The following is a 17,550-nucleotide window of genomic DNA, read 5'->3' on the forward strand; positions in this document are numbered from 1 at the left end:
GCGCTATACCGTAGAGACCATGGCCCCCACCTCTCCCTCCGCCGGCGCTCCGTGGTCCGAGACCGCTTACCAGGAGCTCGTCCGCAGCGGTCGTCAATTCGCCGAACAGGTCCTGATCCACCTCGAGCGGCTCGCCGCGCTGCGGCCCGGATCGGATCCGCGTGATCTGGAGGATGCGAACATCCGCCTGGAGGGCGCCCTGCTCGACTTCCAGGACGCCCAGGTCACCTACTGCGGGCGAGGATTCGGCTTCCTCACCGACGGCGACGACGCACGGACGTCGTCCACCGGGGGCGCGGCCGCCGGGTCACCGGGCGCAGCCGGGTCACCGGGATCGATGGCGGGCCGGGGATCGGCCGCAGCACCCGGAGCGGCCGGGTTTCCCGGGTCGACACCGCGGTCCGTCCCCCGCGGCGAGGTCGTCTCGGTCCTGACCCGCCACGACTTCGAACTCGTCGACCAAGGGGCGGTCGAGGACACCGCCCAGCAGTTCGCCACCATGGCGGGGGCGACGCCGGTGCCGCCCGGTGACCTCGGCTACGCCATGGCGATCCTCAACTACATGGGGCTGGGGCAGTTGACCACCACCCCGGGGCTGCGCCCGCTGCTGGAGGTGAACGCCGTCTCGACCCGGGCCACCTCCCCGACCCGGCACGAGGTCGACGACACCGAGGGCGTGGACGACCTGTTCGAGCCCGGTGACGTGCTCAACTACCAGACGAACTTCTGGGAACCCGGCCAGAATCCCTTGTCATGAGCAACCACGCGTCCGTCACCCTGGTCATCGGGGACATCACGGAACAGCGCGCCGACGCCATCGTCAATGCCACCAACTCCAGCCTGCAGGGTGGCGGCGGGGTCGACGGGGCGATCCACCGCGCCGGCGGTCCGGCGCTGCAGCAGGCCTGCCGCCGACTGCGGGCGACGAGCCTGCCGGACGGTCTGCCGCCGGGCCAGGCGGTGGCCACCACCGCCGGTCGCCTCGACGCCCAGTGGGTGATCCATACCGTGGGCCCGCTGTGGACGCCCACCGAGGACCGCACCCACCTGCTGATGTCGTCCTACCGGGAGTGCCTGCGGGTGGCCGACGAGCTCGCCGTGTCGACCATCGTGTTCCCGGCCGTCTCCGCCGGGGCGTACGGCTGGCCGGTGCGCGACGCCGCCCGGATCGCCATCACGACGGTGTCGACCACCCCGACCCAGGTCGCCGAGGCGACCTTCGTGCTGCGTGACGAGCCGATGTTCCGGGTCTTCGAGGAGGCCCTGATCGAGCTGCGGGGCTGACCACCCCCGGGGGTTGGCCGAGCCGCTCAGCTCAGCGCCCCGGACGACCCGCCTTCCGCCGCCGATCACCCAGCAGCATGCCGCCGACCACCACGGCGAGCAGCACCAGCGACAGCCAGATGCTGTACTTCGCGTACTCCTCGACGAACCGGACGGCAGGCTCGCCGAGACGGTGACCGAGGTAGAGGTAGAGCCCCTGCAGGACCGCCGCCCCGATCGCGTCGACGACCAGGAACCGGCGCCAGGACATCCCGGCCGCGCCGACCGTGGCGTAGATGATCGCCCCGGGCAGCGGGATCGGCAGATAGGTGGCGAGTACGGCCGGCACCGACCAGCGCAGCGCGAACCGCTCCGCCCGTTCGTTGCGTCGACGGGCCCGCTCCGAGGTGCCGGTCATCACCTCCAGCAGACCGCGCCCCCACAGCTTGCCGGCCCAGAAGTAGACCCAGTCGAACTTGAGCACGCTGACGGTGGCCATCAGCCAGCCGGCCCACCACCAGGGGTCCCCGGTGGCCGACAGCGCCCCGATCATCACCACGGCGGTCCGGGACCCGGACACCGCGGCGAGCACGTACGGCGTGTAGCCGAGCAGCACCGGCCGCAGCGGCAGCATCACCAGGGAGTAGATGCCGACCAGCCCGATCCCGGTCCAGCAGACCAGGTCGCGCCGGGTCGGCTCGTGCGACCACGGCAGCGACGGATCGTCCCACCATGGCCGGTCCTGTTCGGCGGCCCGCGCGTCGGGCTCGGGGGCTGAGTCGCTCACTGGCGCTCCTTCTGGACGGCTGCTCGGATGATACGTGCCCGAGTCGACAACCGACCGCCGGCACCGGTAGAACTGCCGCCATGCGGCGCACCCTCCACACCACCCTGTCCGGGGATCTCGCTGGGCCGCTGACCGTCTACGCGATCGTGGCCGCCGCCGCAGCGTACGCCCCCACCCAGGAGTCGCTGGTCGTCACCGTGGACGGGGAGCCCGCCGACCTGTCCCAGTTGGTCGGCCCGCACGGCACTCGGCTGCATTGCTTCGGCACGGAGCCGGGGACCGCGCATCCGGTGCACTTCGCGCTGGCGTACGACGCGGTGCTGGACGGCGAGGCCCCGCCGCCGCTCGACGACCCGGTCGACCTGCCCACCTACCTGCGGCCCAGCCGCTATTGCGAGAGTGATCGACTCGGCCGGTTCGCCCGCACGCAGTTCGGCGGCCTCACCGGGGCGGCGCTGATGGAGGCAGTCAGCGGCTGGGTACACGACAATGTGGCGTATGTGCCGGGTTCCACCGGGCCCTCGCACTCGACCCTGGACGTGCTCGAGTTGCGTCGGGGAGTGTGCCGCGACCACGCGCACCTGGTGATCAGCCTGCTGCGCGCCCGCAACACGCCGGCCCGGTTCGTGTCGGTGTGGGCGCCGGGACTGGCACAGATGGAGTTCCATGCGGTGGCCGAGGCCTGGTCCGACGGGCAGTGGCAGGTCCTCGACCCGACCCGGCTGGCACCGCGCCGGACGATGGTCCGGATCGCCACCGGCCGCGACGCCGCCGACAGCGCCTTCCTGTCCAGCTACGGGGCCGGTCTGCGACTCACCGGCTACACCGTCCGGGCCGAGGTGGACGAGCTGCCGGCCGACGACCATCTCGCCCCGGTGGTGCTCACCTGAGCCGCCGGGGGCGCCCCGCGGCGGATGGAGGCGAATGGTAGCGTCCGGGAGAGCGCCCGGCGGCGTCTTCTGCCGTCCGGTGTCGGGCTCCGGCACTCCGACGGTCATACTGGGAACACATTCCAGGTCGGATCGTCGGGCACGTCCCTGCCCGTGGAAAGGAGAACCTCCAGTATGGCCACCGTGTCCTTCCGCGAAGCGACCCGCGTCTATCCCGGCGCCGACCATCCCGCGGTCGACAAGCTCTCCCTGGACATCGCCGACGGCGAGTTCATGGTGCTGGTCGGCCCCTCGGGGTCCGGCAAGTCGACGACGCTGCGGATGCTGGCCGGACTGGAGGAGGTGACCTCCGGCTCGGTGTGGATCGCCGACCAGGACGTCACCACCCTGCCCCCCAAGGACCGCGACATCGCCATGGTCTTCCAGAACTACGCGCTCTACCCGCACATGACAGTGGCGGACAACATGGGCTTCGCCCTCAAGATGCAGAACGTCCCGAACGAGGAGCGCAACGCCCGGGTGCTGGAGGCCGCGAAGCTCCTCGGCCTGGAGGACTTCCTGAACCGCAAACCGAAGGCGCTTTCCGGCGGCCAGCGGCAGCGGGTGGCGATGGGCCGGGCGATCGTCCGCAAGCCCCAGGTGTTCCTGATGGACGAGCCGCTGTCGAACCTCGACGCGAAGCTGCGGGTGACGACCCGCACCCAGATCGCCTCGCTGCAGACCCGGCTGGGGATCACCACCGTCTACGTCACCCACGACCAGATCGAGGCGATGACTCTCGGCGACCGGGTGGCCGTGCTCGACGAGGGCGTGCTGCAGCAGGTGGACAGCCCGATCGCCCTGTACGACACGCCACGCAACCTCTTCGTCGCCGGCTTCATCGGCTCCCCGTCGATGAATCTCTTCCAGGGCCCGGTCGTGGACGGAGGCGTCCGGCTGGGCGACTGGATCGCCCCGATCCCGCGCCAAGTGCTCGACCGGGCCGACCCGACTGCCGGGGTCACCCTCGGCATCCGCCCGGAGTCGCTCACCCTGTCCGCGGACGAGCGCGGCATCGAACTGTCCGTCGAGGTGGTCGAGGAGCTCGGCGCCGACGCCTATCTCTACGGCGCGCCCGCCGTGGCGATCCTCAGCACCCGCCAGGAGTCCGACCAGCTCGTCGCCAGGATCTCCACCCGCCACACGCCCAAGCGCCACGAGCGGGTCCGGCTGATGGTCGACCCCGGCGACGTCCACGTTTTCGACAACGCGACCGGCCTGCGCATCTCCTGAACCACCTCTCCTGCACCGTGCGTCCCCTGAGCGGCGACCGCACCCGCTTGATTTCCCTGTCACACTGAGAGACGTGCCTCGGTTCCTCTCCGCGCATCCGGATGCCCGGTTGCTCCCGCTGCCCTGGGGGACTCCGCTCGCCGAGTGGCCCGCGGAGCATCTCGTCGCGCTCCCCCGCGGCATCTCGCGGCATGTCGTCCGGTTCATCCGGGTCGGCGACGAGGTGTACGCCGCCAAGGAGGTCGTCGAGCACCTGGCGATGCACGAGTACCGGCTGCTCCACGATCTGATGCGCCTCGGTACGCCGGCGGTGGAACCCGTGGGGGTGGTCACCCGCCGGTACACCCCGACCGGGGACCTGCTCGACCCGATCCTGATCACCAAGCACCTGCAGTTCTCGCTGCCCTACCGCACGCTCTTCTCCAAGGGCGTACGCTCCGACACCGTCACCCGACTGCTCGACGCGATGGTCGTCCTGTTGGCCCGGCTGCACCTGATCGGCTTCCTGTGGGGCGACGTCTCGCTGTCCAACACGCTGTTCCGCCGCGACGCCTCGGACTTCGCCGCGCACCTGGTCGATGCCGAGACCGGCGAGTTCCACGAGCGGCTGTCCGACGGTCAGCGCGAGCACGACCTGGAGATGGCCCGGATCAATCTCTTCGGCGAGTTCCTTGACCTCGAGGCCGGCGGGATGCTGGACTCGGCCCTCGACCCGGCCCTGCTGGTCGAGACCATCGTCACCCGCTACCGGGAGCTGTGGCACGAGCTGACCGGGGTGGAGGAGTTCGACGGCAGCGAGATGCACCGGATCGAGGGCCGGGTACGCCGCCTCAACGCGCTCGGCTTCGACGTCGCGGAGCTCGACATCACCACCGACATCGACGGGTCGACGATCCGGATCCAGCCGAAGGTGGTCGACGCCGGGCACCACGCCCGCCGGCTGATGCGGCTGACCGGCCTCGACACCGAGGAGAACCAGGCCCGCCGGCTGCTGAATGACCTGGACTCCTACCGGGCGCGCACCGGCCAGCAGAACCTCGACGAGGCGGTCGTCGCCCACCAGTGGCTGACCGAGTGCTTCGAGCCGGTGATCCACATGGTGCCGGAGGAGTTCGCCTCCAAGCTGGAGCCGGCGCAGATCTACCACGAGATGCTGGACTACCGCTGGTACCGTTCCGAGGCGGCCGGCCACGAGGTGCCGCTACTGGAGGCCACCCAGGGCTATGTCCGTGACGTGCTGAGCCATCTGCCCGACGAGGAGCTGTCCGTCGCCCCCACCGGCGGGGACCAGACCCGCGAGGTGATCGCCGCGGTGACCGCCGACGACATGGACGACGAGCCGGCGCCGGACGATCCGTGGGAGACCGGCGAGGAGCTGGCCGCGGCACCGAGCGGCTATCTGGACATGTCCGCGATCCGCGCCAAGGCCGCCCGCCGCCTGGCGGAGTGATCGAGGGCTCGGCGGCCCGGCGGCGCATTCCCGGTAGTCTTGGCCCGTGACGTTCCAGCTCTACGACTCGATGACCCACCGGACACGGGAGTTCGTGCCCGTCGTTCCCGGGAAGGTCTCGATCTACCACTGTGGCCTGACGGTGCAGTCGGCCCCGCACCTGGGCCACATCCGCAAGGAGGTCGTCTTCGACGTCCTGCGGCGGTGGCTGACCTGGTCCGGGTACGAGGTGAAGGTCGTCGCCAACGTCACCGACATCGACGACAAGATCCTGCGCAAGTCCGCCGAGCAGGGGGTGGAGTGGTACGCGCTGGCCTACCACTTCGAGCTGGAGCTGCACAAGGCCTACCAGGCGCTGGGGTGCCTGCCGCCGACGTACGAGCCGCGGGCGACCGGCCACATCCCGGAGATGATCGAGCTGATCGAGCAACTGATCGAGCGGGGGCACGCGTACGTCGCCGCGGACGGGTCGGGCGACGTCTACTTCGACGTCCGGTCCTGGCCCGACTACGGCAAACTGTCCGGCCAGCGGGTGGCCGACATGGCGCCGGCCGAGGACTCCGACCCACGCGGCAAGCGCGACCCGCACGACTTCGCCCTATGGAAGGGCCGCACCGACTCCGACGAGCCGGAGACGGCCTCCTGGCGCACCCCGTGGGGGCGGGGGCGTCCCGGCTGGCACCTGGAGTGCTCGGCGATGTCGGGCAAGTACCTCGGCGACGAGTTCGACATCCACGGCGGCGGGCTGGACCTGCGCTTCCCGCACCACGAGAACGAACTGGCCCAGTCGACCGCGGCCGGGCGGCCGTTCGCCCGCTACTGGATGCACAACGCCTGGGTGACCGCGGCCGGCGAGAAGATGTCGAAGTCGCTCGGCAACGGCGCGCTGGTCACCGAGGTGACCAAGCAGTACCCGCCGCGGGCGGTGCGGTTCTATCTGGTGGCGCCGCACTACCGGTCCTCGATCGAGTTCTCCGACACCTCCCTGGCGGAGGCGACGGCGTCGCTGGCCAGGATCGATTCCTTCCTCGACCGGGCACACGGGCTGGTCGGCGACACCGACCCGGCCGGACGGCTGCCCGCGGAGTTCGTCGCGGCGATGGACGACGACCTCGGCACGCCCGTGGCGGTGGCCACCGTCTACACCACGGTGAAGGCGGGCAACCAGGCGATCGATGCGGGCGACACCGCCGCGGTCCGCGAGACGTACGCCGCAGTCCGGGCCATGCTCGGGGTGCTCGGCCTGGATCCGCTCGACCCGATCTGGGCGGAGTCGGCCGGCGCCGGGGCGGAGCTGGAGCCGGTCGTCGACGGCCTGGTGAAGGCGCTGCTGGACCAGCGCCAGGAGGCCCGGGCGCGCAAGGACTACCCGGCGGCCGACGGCATCCGGGACTCGCTGGCGGCGCTCGGCGTCCATGTCGAGGACACCCCGCAGGGACCGAAGTGGAGCGTGGAGCACTGATGGCAGGTAATTCGCAGCGCAGGGGCGCCGTACGCCACCGCGGCAAGGGCAACAGCGGGAAGGGCAACACCGCCGGGTCCGGCGGCCGGGCCCGCAAGGGGCTCGAGGGCCGCGGCCCGACCCCGAAGGCGGAGGACCGCGTCTATCACAAGGCGCACCAGGCGAAGGTCGCCGCCCAGGCCCGGGAAACGGCCCGGCCGAAGCGTACGCCCCAGCAGCCGCGCGGCGGCGGGGCGGAGTGGGTCGCCGGGCGCAACCCGGTGGTGGAGGCGCTGCGCGCCGGGATCCCGGTGGTGAGCGTCTACGTGGCCGAGGGGATCGACCGGGACGACCGGGTGCGCGAGGTGTTCAAGCTGTGCGCCGAGAAGTCGATCCCGATGCTGCAGACCACCAAGCAGGAGCTGGACCGGCTGACCGCCGGGGCGACCCACCAGGGACTGGCGGTCAAGTTGCCGGACTACGAGTACGCGCACCCCGGCGACCTGATGGCCGACGCGCTGCAGGCACCCGGGGCGCCACTGGTGGTCGCCCTCGACCAGGTCACCGATCCGCGGAACCTGGGCGCGATCATCCGCTCGGCGGCCGCCTTCGGCGCCCAGGGCGTGGTGATCCCGGAGCGGCGGTCCGCCGGCATGACGGCGGCGGCGTGGAAGACCTCGGCCGGGGCGGCCGCCCGGATCCCGGTGGCCCGCGCGACGAACCTCAACCGGGTCCTGCAGGACTACGCCAAGGCGGGGTTCGTGGTGGTCGGGCTGGCCGGCGAGGGGGACATCGACGTCGCGGCGATCCCCGGGGCGGACGGGCCGGTGCTGCTGGTCGTCGGCTCCGAGGGTGAGGGGCTGCAGCGGTTGGTCCGGGAGAACTGTGATGTGCTCGCGTCGATCCCGATCAGCAGCGAGGTGGAGTCGCTGAACGCGGGGGTGGCCACCAGCATCGCGCTGTACGAGATCAGCCGGGCCCGGGCCGTCGGTCGGGGCTGATCGGCGGCGATCGGCGGACTGATCGGCGGGGCGACGACGCAGGACCCGGCCCCGGGGTTTTGGTCGGACTTGGGGCCCGCCGGTAGAGTGATGGCCATTGAGGACAAGGGCGTCGCCAGGTATCCATCCGGACGATCGCAAAGGAAACCACCATGTCCACTGACCGTCGCCGTATCGACGAAGCCGCTCTGCTCACCGCCACCGGCGCCGACTCCTTCACCCCGCGCTGGATGCTCGAGGGTGTCGACGCGGCCCGCCCCGAGCACTGATCTTCCCCCGTTACCAGCCACACACCGAGGCCCGGCCCGGCGATCCCGCCGCGCCGGGCCTTCGCCTGTTCCCGGCCGTTCGGCGGCATCCGCGGGTGAGCCCGGCGTGGATAGAGTGACCGCATGAGCCCGTCCCCGGAGGACCGAGACCGCTACGACCACTGGCTCACCCATTTCCGGTCGAACGTCGCCCGGCACGAGGTGCTCGACGCCCAGTGGGACTGGTCGGCGCCGGTCGAGCTGTCGCCGACGCAGCGGCGGGCCTTCGTGCACTCGCTGCAGCGGTTCGAGCTCGGCGAGGCGGGCGACGGGATCCACCTGCTCGGCAAGGCCGAGCGTGTCGGGGATGCCACGTACACGGACTGTCTTCGTCTGTTCGTCGCCGAGGAGCAACGGCACTCGGCGTTGTTCGGCCGGATGCTCGACCGCTTCGCCGCTGATCACCTGCCGGGGCACTGGTCGGACACCGCCTTCACGCTGCTGCGCCGGGCCCTCGGCCTGCGCACCGAGCTGGTGCTCTTCCTGGTGGCGGAGGCGATCGCCCTGGAGTACTTCGCTGCTCTCGCCGAGGGCGCCCCGGATGCCGGGCTGCGCCGGCTCGGCGCGTACGTGCTGGAGGACGAGCGTCATCATGTCAGCTTCCAGATCGATCGGCTCCGGGAGGGTTTCGCACGCACCCCGGCACCGCTGCGGCTCGCCATCGGGGCGGTCTGGGGTGTGATCGGCTTCGGCGCGACGGTGGTGGTCTGCCTCGATCACGGCGCGGCGCTGCGCGCCTGTGGTCGCCGTCCGGTGGAGGTCCTGCGGGCCTGCCTCCGCGCCATCCGCGGCAGTATCAGGGCCGTCCTCGGCGACGACGCGAGTCGGGCGTACCGTGACGCGCCCCAGGGTCAGGAGTCGCCGACCGATTCGACGGCCTGGAGCGCACGCTCCAGCGACGGCGGAGCCTGACCCCGCCAGGAACCCCGCCAGCCTGGCAACAGGACTATCTGCGCGGCAATGGCTCTGGAGTCCGACTCGACGTACTGGCCTCGGGAGTCCCCTGTGGTCCGTCGCGTCTGTCGCTGCAGTAGTTCCTTGGGACCGGCGATCCGCTCAGTGTCTCCCGATGGATCGTGCACCGCCTTGGCCCACCAAGACCGGATCGCCGCCAATGCTGCCGGGTAGGCGAGCCACCACGCCTCCGTCTCCTGGACCGGAACGATCGCTCGCGCATCGACGGGCAGACCGGCCAGCTGACCGTTCAGTTCCTCGGCCAACCTGCCCACAGGATCCGCAGTGTCTGCATCCCGGTGCACCAGAACGCCGATCACGTCCCTGTTCCCGGAGGCGGCTCGCGCCTTGACGGCATCACTCATGGCATTGACCCAGCCGCGCATCTTCGGGGCACTCACGCCACGCTGCAGAGAGACAGGTCGTCGCAAGGAGACAGGGACCGCAGTCGTCCGAACACTGCGAAAGAACACGGCAATCGCGTCAGCGTCGTGGTGGCTCTCAGCAAAGATACAGACTTCCCGGCCAGTTCTTCGGGCCCGCGGATGACGGACGTTCACGTCGCGTCTCGAGAAAGTCAGCGGCCGATCACGCGCCACGCGGCACCCCATCAAGGACTCCGGCGAACCACAACTCACCAGCGCCCATGCCTCCCGCCGCCTCAACAGCACGCCGGATGTCGCCACTACCCACGGCCGGAATCACTGACTCGCCGGACTCAGGGTCACGATCACAGACGACGATCTCCTCCGGATCCAACCGGTTGACGAACGTCGGTGAATGGCTGCTGACGAGAAGCTGAGTGCGCCCGGTTGCTGTCCTGAGGCGCTCCACGAGGACGTCCAAGGCGTAGGGATGGAGGCCGCTGTCCACCTCTTCGATAGCCATGACCGCTGGGGGGTTGAGTTGGTGTAACGCGGTGAGCAGAGCCAGCATCCTCACGGTGCCGTACGACGCATCCGCGAGGTCAAAGGGCTGGCGCGCTCCTCGCTCAACGATTTGGACCACGGTGTAATCGGTCGCGCCGCCACGCATGTCCAGCACGATGTCTTCGAGCCCGGGAAGGCACTCCTTCATGTCCGAGACCAGAGCCCCATAACTCTCCGGGGCCTGCATGCGCAACTGCTCCAGGACTGGCGCCAAGTTGGCCCCATCAGCCGCCAATCGTACCGGAGGACGGTCATCACGACCTCCGGCGGACCGCACGGGCTCAACGATTTCACGTACTTGAGGCTCGAACACGATGAGCGACTTCAGAAACTCAGCGAATTCCACAATGCCACGGTTGTCGTCTCTTGCTACCTGCACCGCCTGCGCGGCGAACAGCCCCGTGGTCAGCTCGGAGGCCAAGGCGAACTGCACATCGCGGGAGTCGCTCGCCGATGCCTTGCCGTCCTCGTCACCGGTGGTGATCTCAGCGCCGGTGACATGGATCCGCCTCCTACGCCCTTGGCCCGGGGCCCGTTTGAAGACGAAAGCCTCGTCGCGGGTGATGCGCCCGCTCTTCTTCTGGGAGAACGCGAGATCGTACTCATCGGGGGCGTTGTAAGAAGCATGAGCAGTGACAATCCCCGCCACCCCAATGCGAACCGGATCCAGCCTGCCCGTCCCCGCAGCCTCTCGATGAACCCGATGGAAACCGCCGAACTGAGCGATGGCTGATTCCAGATCCTTGCTGGCAGTAGTCGACAGAAAGCGGATGGCCGACAGAACATTGGATTTTCCGGATCCATTCGGCCCGATGAAGGCCGTCAGTGGGCTGAGTTCCAGGTCGAGAGAGCGAACAGAGCGATAGTTCTCCAGAGAGAGGTGAGTGAGTCGCTTCTGACGCGCCATACAAGGGATTGTAGTCGCCTTGTCACTCGTCAGTCGGAACGATGACGGGAGGCCTGTCCCCTGTCACCACCGGCAGTCCACCCAGTTCTCGCCCCGTCCCCATCTCACCGCAGCACCGCCAACGCCTGGCGGATGCTCGGCTCGGCCTTCGGGAACGACGCCGCTACCGCCAGGAGCTTTGCCGGCGAGTTGCCGCGGCAGGCGACCCACCGACGCAGCGCCTCCTGGGCGACCCCGCCGCTCCCTTGGTGCCGGAGCCGGAAGCTGTCCACGATCGTCCGTTCCGCCGAATAGATGGCCACCACCGGCCCGCCCGGCAGTTCGGCAACCTCCCGCCCGATCCCGAACGTCCCGGGGTCGAAGCTGTGCCAGGCGACACCGTCGATCCCGGTCGGCCGTCGTGCCCCCCGCGGCAGCGCGATGTCGGCGTCCACCGGCGCCAGGTCACGCAGGCCGTGGTGCACCAGTGCGCTGGTCAGGCACAGCGTTGCCTCCGGGTGCAGGGCCGAGACCGTCGGCAGCGTAGCGGCCCACGGATCGGCCGGGCAACGACTAGTCCCCGGCCGACGCCACCGACCGGTCGAGCCGGGGCGCAACGGAACGTACGCCGGTGCTCTCGGACAGCTCACCACCGGGCCGGCCGCGATCAGGCTGCCGGCCATTGGGCCGCCAGGCGGCCCGCCGTGCCCGCCAGGCACCGACAGCCGTGGCGACCAGGTAGATGGTGAACGAGATCGTGGTGACGTACGGGCTGATCGGGATCGCCGCCCCGAGCGCCAGCAGGATGCCGCCGACCAGCGACACCGTGGCGAAGAGCATCGACAGCACCGCCACCCGGCCGGGGGCATGGGTCAGCCGCAGCGCGGCCGCGGCCGGGGTCACCAGGATCGACAGCACCAGCAGCGCCCCGACGATCTGCACGCTCACCGCGGTGGCCAGGCCCAGCAGCACCATGAAGACGAACGACAGGAAGCGGGTGGGCACGCCTCGGGCCTCGGCCACCTCGGGATCCAGGCTGGCGAAGGTCAGCGGCCGCCAGACGATGAGCAACCCGACGGCGACGACCAGGCAGATCGCCGACAGCACGGCCAGCCGCGGATCGTCCACCGCGACGATCTGGCCGGTGAGCAGGCCGAACTTGTTGGCACCGCGCCCCGGGTAGAGCGACAGGAACAGGATCCCCAGCCCCAGGCCGAACGGCATCAGCACCCCGATCACCGAGTTGCGCTGTCGCGACTGGGCCCCGAAGAGGCCGATCAGCGCCGCAGCGAGGATCGATCCGCCCAGTGCCCCCGGAACCACGCCGACGCCGAACAGCAGACCGGCCGCCCCACCGGCGAAGGAGAGCTCGCTGACGCCGTGCACGGCGAAGGCGAGGTCACGTTGGATCACGAACGTCGCGACCAGCCCGCCGACCAGACCCAGCACGGCTCCCGCGATGACCGAGTTGCGCAGCAGTGCGAACATCTGCCCGTAGTCGGCGAAGTTGACCACCTGGGACCACACGTCAGTCATCCGATCCTCCGTTCCCGCTCACCGCTGCTCCGGGTGGTGGCTCTGCTCGGGCATCCCGGCGACCAGGATCCGCCCACCGGCGCGGATCACCTCGACCGGCGAGTCGTACAGCCCGGTGAGGACTTCGCTGCGCAGCACCTCGTCGGGGGTGCCGATCCGGAACCGGCCGTTGCCCAGGTAAAGCACCCGATCCACCACGCCGAGCACCGGGTTGATGTCGTGGGTGACGACCAGCACGGCGAAACCGCGGGCCCGCCGCTGGTCGTCGATGAGATCCACGATCTCGGCCTGCGCGCGGAGATCGAGCGAGGCGAGCGGCTCGTCGCAGAGCATCAGCAGGGGCTCCCCGGCCAACGCCTGGGCGATCCGCAACCGTTGCTGCTCACCCCCCGAGAGCAGCCCGACCGGCGCCTCGGCGTAGCCGGACGCACCGACCTCCGCCAGCAACGTATCGATCCGCGCCCGGCGGCGCCGGCTCGGCAGATCGATCCCCCACTGGTGGCCGGTGAGCCCCAGCCCGACGAGATCGCGGCCCCGCAGCATGGTGGCCGCGTCCGCCAGGTGCTGCTGGGGCACGTACCCGATCCGACTGTCCCCACGCCGCAGTGGCTGACCGAGGAACTCCCCGGAGCCGGCGGCCAGGCGGTGTTCCCCGAGGATCGTCCGCAACAGGCTGGTCTTGCCCGACCCGTTGGAGCCGAGCACGGCGATGAACTCCCCCGGCCGGACCTGCAGGTCGAGGTCGCGCCAGAGCGTACGCTCCCCCAGCGTGAGCGTCGCCCGGGTCATCGTGAGCACCGGCTTCTGGGTGGACAGCACGGGATCAACCGCAGCGAGGGTGTCGAGAGCGGTCACTTCGCGAGTGCCTCCCCCAGGGCGGTGACGATGCCGGTCTGCCAGCTGAAGTAGTCCTTGCCGGCCGGCAGGGTCTCCTGCACCGGCAGCACGGGCACGTTCGCGGACTGCGCGGCGTTGAGCACCTTCTCGGTCTGCGGGCCGCTGGTCTGCTCGTTGTAGGCGAGCACGGCGACCTCGTGGCCGGTCACCAGCGCCACCGTCTCGTTGAGGACCGCAGGCGGGACGTCGCTGCCGTCCTCGATCGCCTTGGTGAACTCCTCGGGGGTCCTGTTGACCAGCCCGACGGCGTCCGTCAGGTAGAGCGGCACCGGTTCGGTGACCAGGACGCCCTTGCCGGCGTACTTGCCGTGCAGGTCGGCCACCGAGGCGTCGAGCTTGTCGAGCCCCTGTTCGAAGGTCCGGGTGTTCGTGGCGAAGGTGTCCGCCCGGGCCGGTTCGGCCGTGGTCAGGGCGTCACGGATCGCCTCGGCGACCTTCCGCACCGAGGCGTAGTCGTACCAGACGTGCTCGTTGAGCTCGCCACCCTGGGCCTGGTGACCCGAGATCTCGACGGCGTTGAGGACCGCCGCGTCCGTGTTCTTCGCCGACGACAGCATGGTGGGGACGAAATCGTCGTAGCCGCCACCGTTCTCGATCACCACCCGGGCCTCGGAGAGCGCCAGCTGGGTGCGGCTGTTCGCCTGGTACTCGTGGGGGTCCTTGGTCGGGTCGTCGATGATGCTGGTCACCGCGACGGCGTCACCGCCGATCTGCTGGGCGATGTCCCCCCACACGTTCGTCGAGGCGACGACCTTGACGGCCGCGGTCGACGCCGCGCCGGACGCCGCGGGCGTGGTCGCCGGTGTCGCGCCGCCCGCACACCCCGCCAGCGCGAATCCCGCCGCCACCACGACTCCGGCCAGAGCCCTCATCCTCGTCCCGATTGCCATCACGTTCCCCTTCCGTCACCCGGCTGCACACCGCCGGCGTCGCCCCTCACCCGGGGCAAGGACGACGATAGACCGTTTTGATAGTCGTTTTCAATTTCATCTCGCGATCTGTCGGACGGACTCGCGATCTGTCGACCAGCAATCGGGCGGAGCGGGCGGACACCACGAACCGGCAGCAGACAGCACCGGAGGGCAGCCCCGGTCCCGGGACTGCCCTCCGGCAGGCGATCGGCAGAGCCGACCTGTGGTCGACCCTCAGAGCTCCAGGCCGGGGTACAGCGGGAAGGTGCCCAGCAGCTCGCCGGCCTCGGCCTTCACCCGGTCGGCGACGCCGTCGGCGATGATGTACTTGGCCTTCGAGGCGCCACCCTTCGGGGCGTCGGCCGCGGTGGTGTTGGTCAGCACCTCGACGATCAGCTCGGCGGTCCGGTCGAACTCGGCGGCCCCGAAGCCGCGGGTGGTCAGCGCCGGCGTGCCCAGCCGGATGCCGGAGGTGTACCAGGCACCGTTCGGATCGGCGGGCACCGAGTTGCGGTTGGTGACGATGCCGGAGTCGACCAGCGCCGACTCGGCCTGCCGGCCGGTCAGGCCGAAGGACGCGGCGATGTCGGCCAGCACGATGTGGTTGTCGGTGCCGCCGGTGACCAGCGTGACGCCCCGCTTCAGCAGGCCCTCGGCCAGCGCCTTCGCGTTGTCGGCGACGTTCTGGGCGTACGTCCGGAAGGCCGGGGTCCGCGCCTCGGCCAGCGCGACGGCCTTCGCGGCCATCATGTGCGCCAGCGGCCCACCGAGCACCATCGGACAGCCGCGGTCGACGTCGGGGGCGTACGCCTCCTTGGCCAGCACCATGCCGCCGCGCGGGCCACGCAGCGACTTGTGGGTGGTGGTGGTCACCACGTCGGCGTACGGCACCGGATCCTCGTCACCGGTGAAGACCTTGCCGGCCACCAGACCGGCGAAGTGCGCCATGTCGACCATCAGCACGGCGCCGACCTCGTCGGCGATCTCGCGCATCTTCGCGAAGTTCACCCGGCGCGGGTAGGCGGAGTAGCCGCCGACCAGGATCAGCGGCCGGAACTCGCGGGCCTGGGCCAGCAGCGCGTCGTAGTCGATCAGGCCGGTCTGCGGATCGGTCCCGTAGGAGTGCTGGTGGAACATCTTGCCGGAGATGTTCGGCCGGAACCCGTGGGTGAGGTGGCCACCGGCATCCAGGCTCATGCCCATCAACCGCTGCTCGCCGAAACGCTTGCGGAGCAGCTCCCAGTCGGCCTCGGTCAGGTCGTTGACGTTCTTCGCGCCCTTCTCGGCCAGGCCGGGGGCCTCGACGTGGTGGGCCAGGATCGCCCAGTAGGCGACCAGGTTGGCGTCGATGCCGGAGTGCGGCTGGACGTAGGCGTACTCCGCACCGAACAGCTCGCGGGCGTGTTCGGCGGCAACGGACTCGACGGTGTCGACGTTCTGGCAGCCGGCGTAGAACCGGTGGCCGACAGTGCCCTCGGCGTACTTGTCCGAGAACCAGGTGCCCATCGTCAGCAGCACCGGCAGCGAGGCGTAGTTCTCCGAGGCGATCAGCTTGAGCGAACCTCGCTGGTCCGTCAGCTCCTGGCGCGTGGCATCGGCGATCCGGGGCTCGACGCTCTCGATGACCGAGAGCGCCTCCCGATAGGCACGGGTGGCGGCGGCAGTGGTGTCGGACACTTGCTTCTCCTCGAGGATGGGACGGCAGGCCGACACCAATCTACCCCGCGGTCACCTCACCGGGCCGGCCGATCCAAGGCCGGGTCGCGCCGGAGCAGCAGCACGGTGGCGATCGCCGCCAGCCCCTCCCCGCGGCCGGTGAACCCGAGCCCGTCGGTGGTGGTGGCCGCCACGCTGACCGGGGCGCCGAGGGCCTCCGACATCACCTGTTCGGCCTCGACCCGGCGGGCCGCCATCCGGGGGCGTACGCCGATCACCTGGACCGCGACGTTGCCGATGTCCCACCCGGAGGATCTGACCCGCCGCGCCGTCTCGGCGAGGAACGCGACGCCGGCCGCCCCGGCCCACTCCGGGTCGGCGGTGCCGTAGTTGGAGCCGAGGTCACCGAGCCCGGCCGCCGACAGCAACGCGTCACAGACCGCGTGGCAGGCGACGTCCCCGTCGGAGTGCCCCGCCAGGCCGTACGCCTCCTCGGGAAAGTGCAGGCCGGCCACCCACATCGGCACCCCCTCGGCGAAGCGGTGCACATCGGTGCCGATGCCGGTGCGGATCCGCGCCGGGCCGACGGGCAGGGGTTCGTGGTTCACCGGGAGGTCCTTTCCGCGATCGCGGCCGTCCGCTGCCGCCACACCGCCTCGGCGACGAGCAGGTCGAAGGGTTCGGTGACCTTGAGCGAGTCGCGGGAGCCGTCGACCAGGGTGACCTGCACCCCGATCGCCTCGCAGGCCATCGCATCGTCGGTGACGGCCACCCCTGCCGAGCGGACGTGGTCGTGCGCCCGGGCCAGCGTCGCCAGGTCGAAGCCCTGCGGGGTCTGGACCGCCCGCAGCCGGGACCGGTCCACCACGGTGGCCTCCCCGGGCCGGGGATCGGCCACCCGGATGGTGTCGACGACCGGGATCGCGGGGATCACCGCCGAGGCCCCGGCACGCAGCGCCGCGATCACCGCCGACACCACGGCGGCGGGGACGAAGGGTCTGGCCGCGTCGTGGACCAGCACGTGCCGGGCGGACGGCACGACCCGGGCCGCCTCGGCGAGACCGTGGGCGACCGAGTCCTGACGCTCCACGCCACCCTCGACCAGGGTCCACGGGATCGGCGCGGTGCCGAGCGCCCGGGAGAAGTCGGCGGCCAGCTCACCACGGCCGACGACGACCACCCGGGCCGCCCCGCCGGCGGCCAGCGCGTCCACGGCGTGGGCGACCAGGGCGCGCCCACCGACCGTCCGCAGCGCCTTCGGCCCGCCCTCCCCCAGCCGGACACCGGAACCGGCCGCCACCACCACGGCGACGACCGGTTCGTACGAATTGTGCAGCTGTGTCGACTTGTGCAGAGATGTCATGGGACA

At 70.5% G+C, this 17,550-nt stretch carries 17 protein-coding genes and 1 pseudogene; 8 read left to right on the top strand and 10 right to left on the bottom strand.

Annotated elements, in window-relative coordinates:
• Positions 1 to 19: 19 nt before the first annotated feature.
• Entirely contained in the window at positions 20 to 757 is a 738-nt protein-coding gene (locus tag R0145_RS13505; protein WP_317837386.1) for a hypothetical protein, read from the top strand.
• Positions 754 to 1,284: an O-acetyl-ADP-ribose deacetylase gene (locus R0145_RS13510; RefSeq protein ID WP_317837387.1), complete on the top strand. Its 531-nt coding sequence runs from the start codon at positions 754 to 756 to the stop codon at positions 1,282 to 1,284. The genes R0145_RS13505 and R0145_RS13510 overlap by 4 nt, the downstream gene beginning before the upstream one ends.
• Positions 1,285 to 1,315: 31 nt before the next feature.
• On the opposite strand, the gene R0145_RS13515 is transcribed toward R0145_RS13510, so the two are convergent.
• The gene (locus tag R0145_RS13515) at positions 1,316 to 2,050 is read right to left on the bottom strand and encodes a DedA family protein (RefSeq protein WP_317837388.1); all 735 of its coding nucleotides are present in this window, start codon (positions 2,048 to 2,050) and stop codon (positions 1,316 to 1,318) included.
• Positions 2,051 to 2,130: 80 nt separating this feature from the next.
• On the opposite strand from R0145_RS13515, the gene R0145_RS13520 reads away from it, so the two are divergent.
• The 6 genes from R0145_RS13520 to R0145_RS13545 all read left to right on the top strand — a co-directional run bounded on the left by R0145_RS13520 (position 2,131) and on the right by R0145_RS13545 (position 9,324).
• Entirely contained in the window at positions 2,131 to 2,940 is an 810-nt protein-coding gene (locus R0145_RS13520) for a transglutaminase family protein (protein ID WP_317837389.1), read from the top strand.
• A 174-nt stretch (positions 2,941 to 3,114) separates the two neighbouring features.
• Positions 3,115 to 4,212: a sn-glycerol-3-phosphate ABC transporter ATP-binding protein UgpC gene (locus R0145_RS13525; RefSeq protein WP_317837390.1), complete on the top strand. Its 1,098-nt coding sequence runs from the start codon at positions 3,115 to 3,117 to the stop codon at positions 4,210 to 4,212.
• 73 nt (positions 4,213 to 4,285) lie between these two features.
• Positions 4,286 to 5,662: a DUF4032 domain-containing protein gene (locus R0145_RS13530; protein ID WP_317837391.1), complete on the top strand. Its 1,377-nt coding sequence runs from the start codon at positions 4,286 to 4,288 to the stop codon at positions 5,660 to 5,662.
• A 46-nt stretch (positions 5,663 to 5,708) separates the two neighbouring features.
• On the top strand, positions 5,709 to 7,124 hold the full coding sequence (cysS, locus tag R0145_RS13535; RefSeq protein WP_317837392.1) for a cysteine--tRNA ligase: 1,416 nt from the start codon (positions 5,709 to 5,711) through the stop codon (positions 7,122 to 7,124).
• A complete protein-coding gene (gene rlmB, locus R0145_RS13540; RefSeq protein WP_317837393.1) occupies positions 7,124 to 8,104 on the top strand; it encodes a 23S rRNA (guanosine(2251)-2'-O)-methyltransferase RlmB in 981 nt (326 codons plus the stop codon). The genes cysS and rlmB overlap by 1 nt, the downstream gene beginning before the upstream one ends.
• Before the next feature lie 392 nt (positions 8,105 to 8,496).
• Positions 8,497 to 9,324 carry a ferritin-like domain-containing protein gene (locus R0145_RS13545; RefSeq protein ID WP_317837394.1) on the top strand — a complete coding sequence of 276 codons (828 nt, stop codon included), beginning with the start codon at positions 8,497 to 8,499 and terminating at the stop codon, positions 9,322 to 9,324.
• Here R0145_RS13545 and R0145_RS13550 read toward each other — a convergent pair.
• The 9 genes and pseudogenes from R0145_RS13550 to ispD form a co-directional block, all read right to left on the bottom strand.
• Complete coding sequence (locus R0145_RS13550) at positions 9,264 to 9,767, bottom strand: hypothetical protein (protein ID WP_317837395.1); 504 nt, start codon at positions 9,765 to 9,767, stop codon at positions 9,264 to 9,266. The genes R0145_RS13545 and R0145_RS13550 overlap by 61 nt on opposite strands.
• 187 nt (positions 9,768 to 9,954) lie before the next feature.
• The gene (locus R0145_RS13555) at positions 9,955 to 11,202 is read right to left on the bottom strand and encodes an AAA family ATPase (RefSeq protein ID WP_317837396.1); all 1,248 of its coding nucleotides are present in this window, start codon (positions 11,200 to 11,202) and stop codon (positions 9,955 to 9,957) included.
• Positions 11,203 to 11,306: 104 nt separating this feature from the next.
• Positions 11,307 to 11,666 carry a hypothetical protein gene (locus tag R0145_RS13560; protein WP_317837397.1) on the bottom strand — a complete coding sequence of 120 codons (360 nt, stop codon included), beginning with the start codon at positions 11,664 to 11,666 and terminating at the stop codon, positions 11,307 to 11,309.
• 214 nt (positions 11,667 to 11,880) lie between these two features.
• A pseudogene (locus R0145_RS13565) lies at positions 11,881 to 12,717 on the bottom strand (metal ABC transporter permease); the annotation flags it as partial.
• A gap of 18 nt (positions 12,718 to 12,735) precedes the next feature.
• Positions 12,736 to 13,506 carry a metal ABC transporter ATP-binding protein gene (locus tag R0145_RS13570; protein ID WP_317840249.1) on the bottom strand — a complete coding sequence of 257 codons (771 nt, stop codon included), beginning with the start codon at positions 13,504 to 13,506 and terminating at the stop codon, positions 12,736 to 12,738.
• A 62-nt stretch (positions 13,507 to 13,568) separates the two neighbouring features.
• A complete protein-coding gene (locus R0145_RS13575; protein WP_317837398.1) occupies positions 13,569 to 14,504 on the bottom strand; it encodes a metal ABC transporter solute-binding protein, Zn/Mn family in 936 nt (311 codons plus the stop codon).
• 255 nt (positions 14,505 to 14,759) lie between these two features.
• Positions 14,760 to 16,220: a glycine hydroxymethyltransferase gene (locus R0145_RS13580; protein ID WP_317840250.1), complete on the bottom strand. Its 1,461-nt coding sequence runs from the start codon at positions 16,218 to 16,220 to the stop codon at positions 14,760 to 14,762.
• A 38-nt stretch (positions 16,221 to 16,258) separates the two neighbouring features.
• Positions 16,259 to 16,789, bottom strand: a complete 531-nt coding sequence (gene ispF / locus R0145_RS13585; RefSeq protein WP_317837399.1) for a 2-C-methyl-D-erythritol 2,4-cyclodiphosphate synthase — start codon at positions 16,787 to 16,789, stop codon at positions 16,259 to 16,261.
• Positions 16,786 to 17,544, bottom strand: coding sequence for a 2-C-methyl-D-erythritol 4-phosphate cytidylyltransferase (gene ispD / locus R0145_RS13590; RefSeq protein ID WP_317837400.1), 759 nt, complete (start codon positions 17,542 to 17,544; stop codon positions 16,786 to 16,788). The genes ispF and ispD overlap by 4 nt, the downstream gene beginning before the upstream one ends.
• Between the last annotated feature and the right edge of the window lie 6 nt (positions 17,545 to 17,550).

Origin of the sequence: Raineyella sp. W15-4 (assembly GCF_033170155.1) — a bacterium.
Taxonomy (GTDB): Bacteria; Actinomycetota; Actinomycetes; order Propionibacteriales; family Propionibacteriaceae; genus Raineyella.

Bases quoted from the DNA above. Each gene is read 5' to 3' on its own strand.
- R0145_RS13505 (WP_317837386.1), top strand. From the start codon at position 20: ATGGCCCCCACCTCTCCCTCCGCCGGCGCTCCGTGGTCCGAGACCGCT.
- R0145_RS13510 (WP_317837387.1), top strand. From the start codon at position 754: ATGAGCAACCACGCGTCCGTCACCCTGGTCATCGGGGACATCACGGAA.
- R0145_RS13520 (WP_317837389.1), top strand. From the start codon at position 2,131: ATGCGGCGCACCCTCCACACCACCCTGTCCGGGGATCTCGCTGGGCCG.
- R0145_RS13525 (WP_317837390.1), top strand. From the start codon at position 3,115: ATGGCCACCGTGTCCTTCCGCGAAGCGACCCGCGTCTATCCCGGCGCC.
- rlmB (WP_317837393.1), top strand. From the start codon at position 7,124: ATGGCAGGTAATTCGCAGCGCAGGGGCGCCGTACGCCACCGCGGCAAG.
- R0145_RS13545 (WP_317837394.1), top strand. From the start codon at position 8,497: ATGAGCCCGTCCCCGGAGGACCGAGACCGCTACGACCACTGGCTCACC.
- R0145_RS13555 (WP_317837396.1), bottom strand. From the start codon at position 11,202: ATGGCGCGTCAGAAGCGACTCACTCACCTCTCTCTGGAGAACTATCGC.
- R0145_RS13570 (WP_317840249.1), bottom strand. From the start codon at position 13,506: ATGACCCGGGCGACGCTCACGCTGGGGGAGCGTACGCTCTGGCGCGAC.
- R0145_RS13575 (WP_317837398.1), bottom strand. From the start codon at position 14,504: ATGGCAATCGGGACGAGGATGAGGGCTCTGGCCGGAGTCGTGGTGGCG.
- ispD (WP_317837400.1), bottom strand. From the start codon at position 17,544: ATGACATCTCTGCACAAGTCGACACAGCTGCACAATTCGTACGAACCG.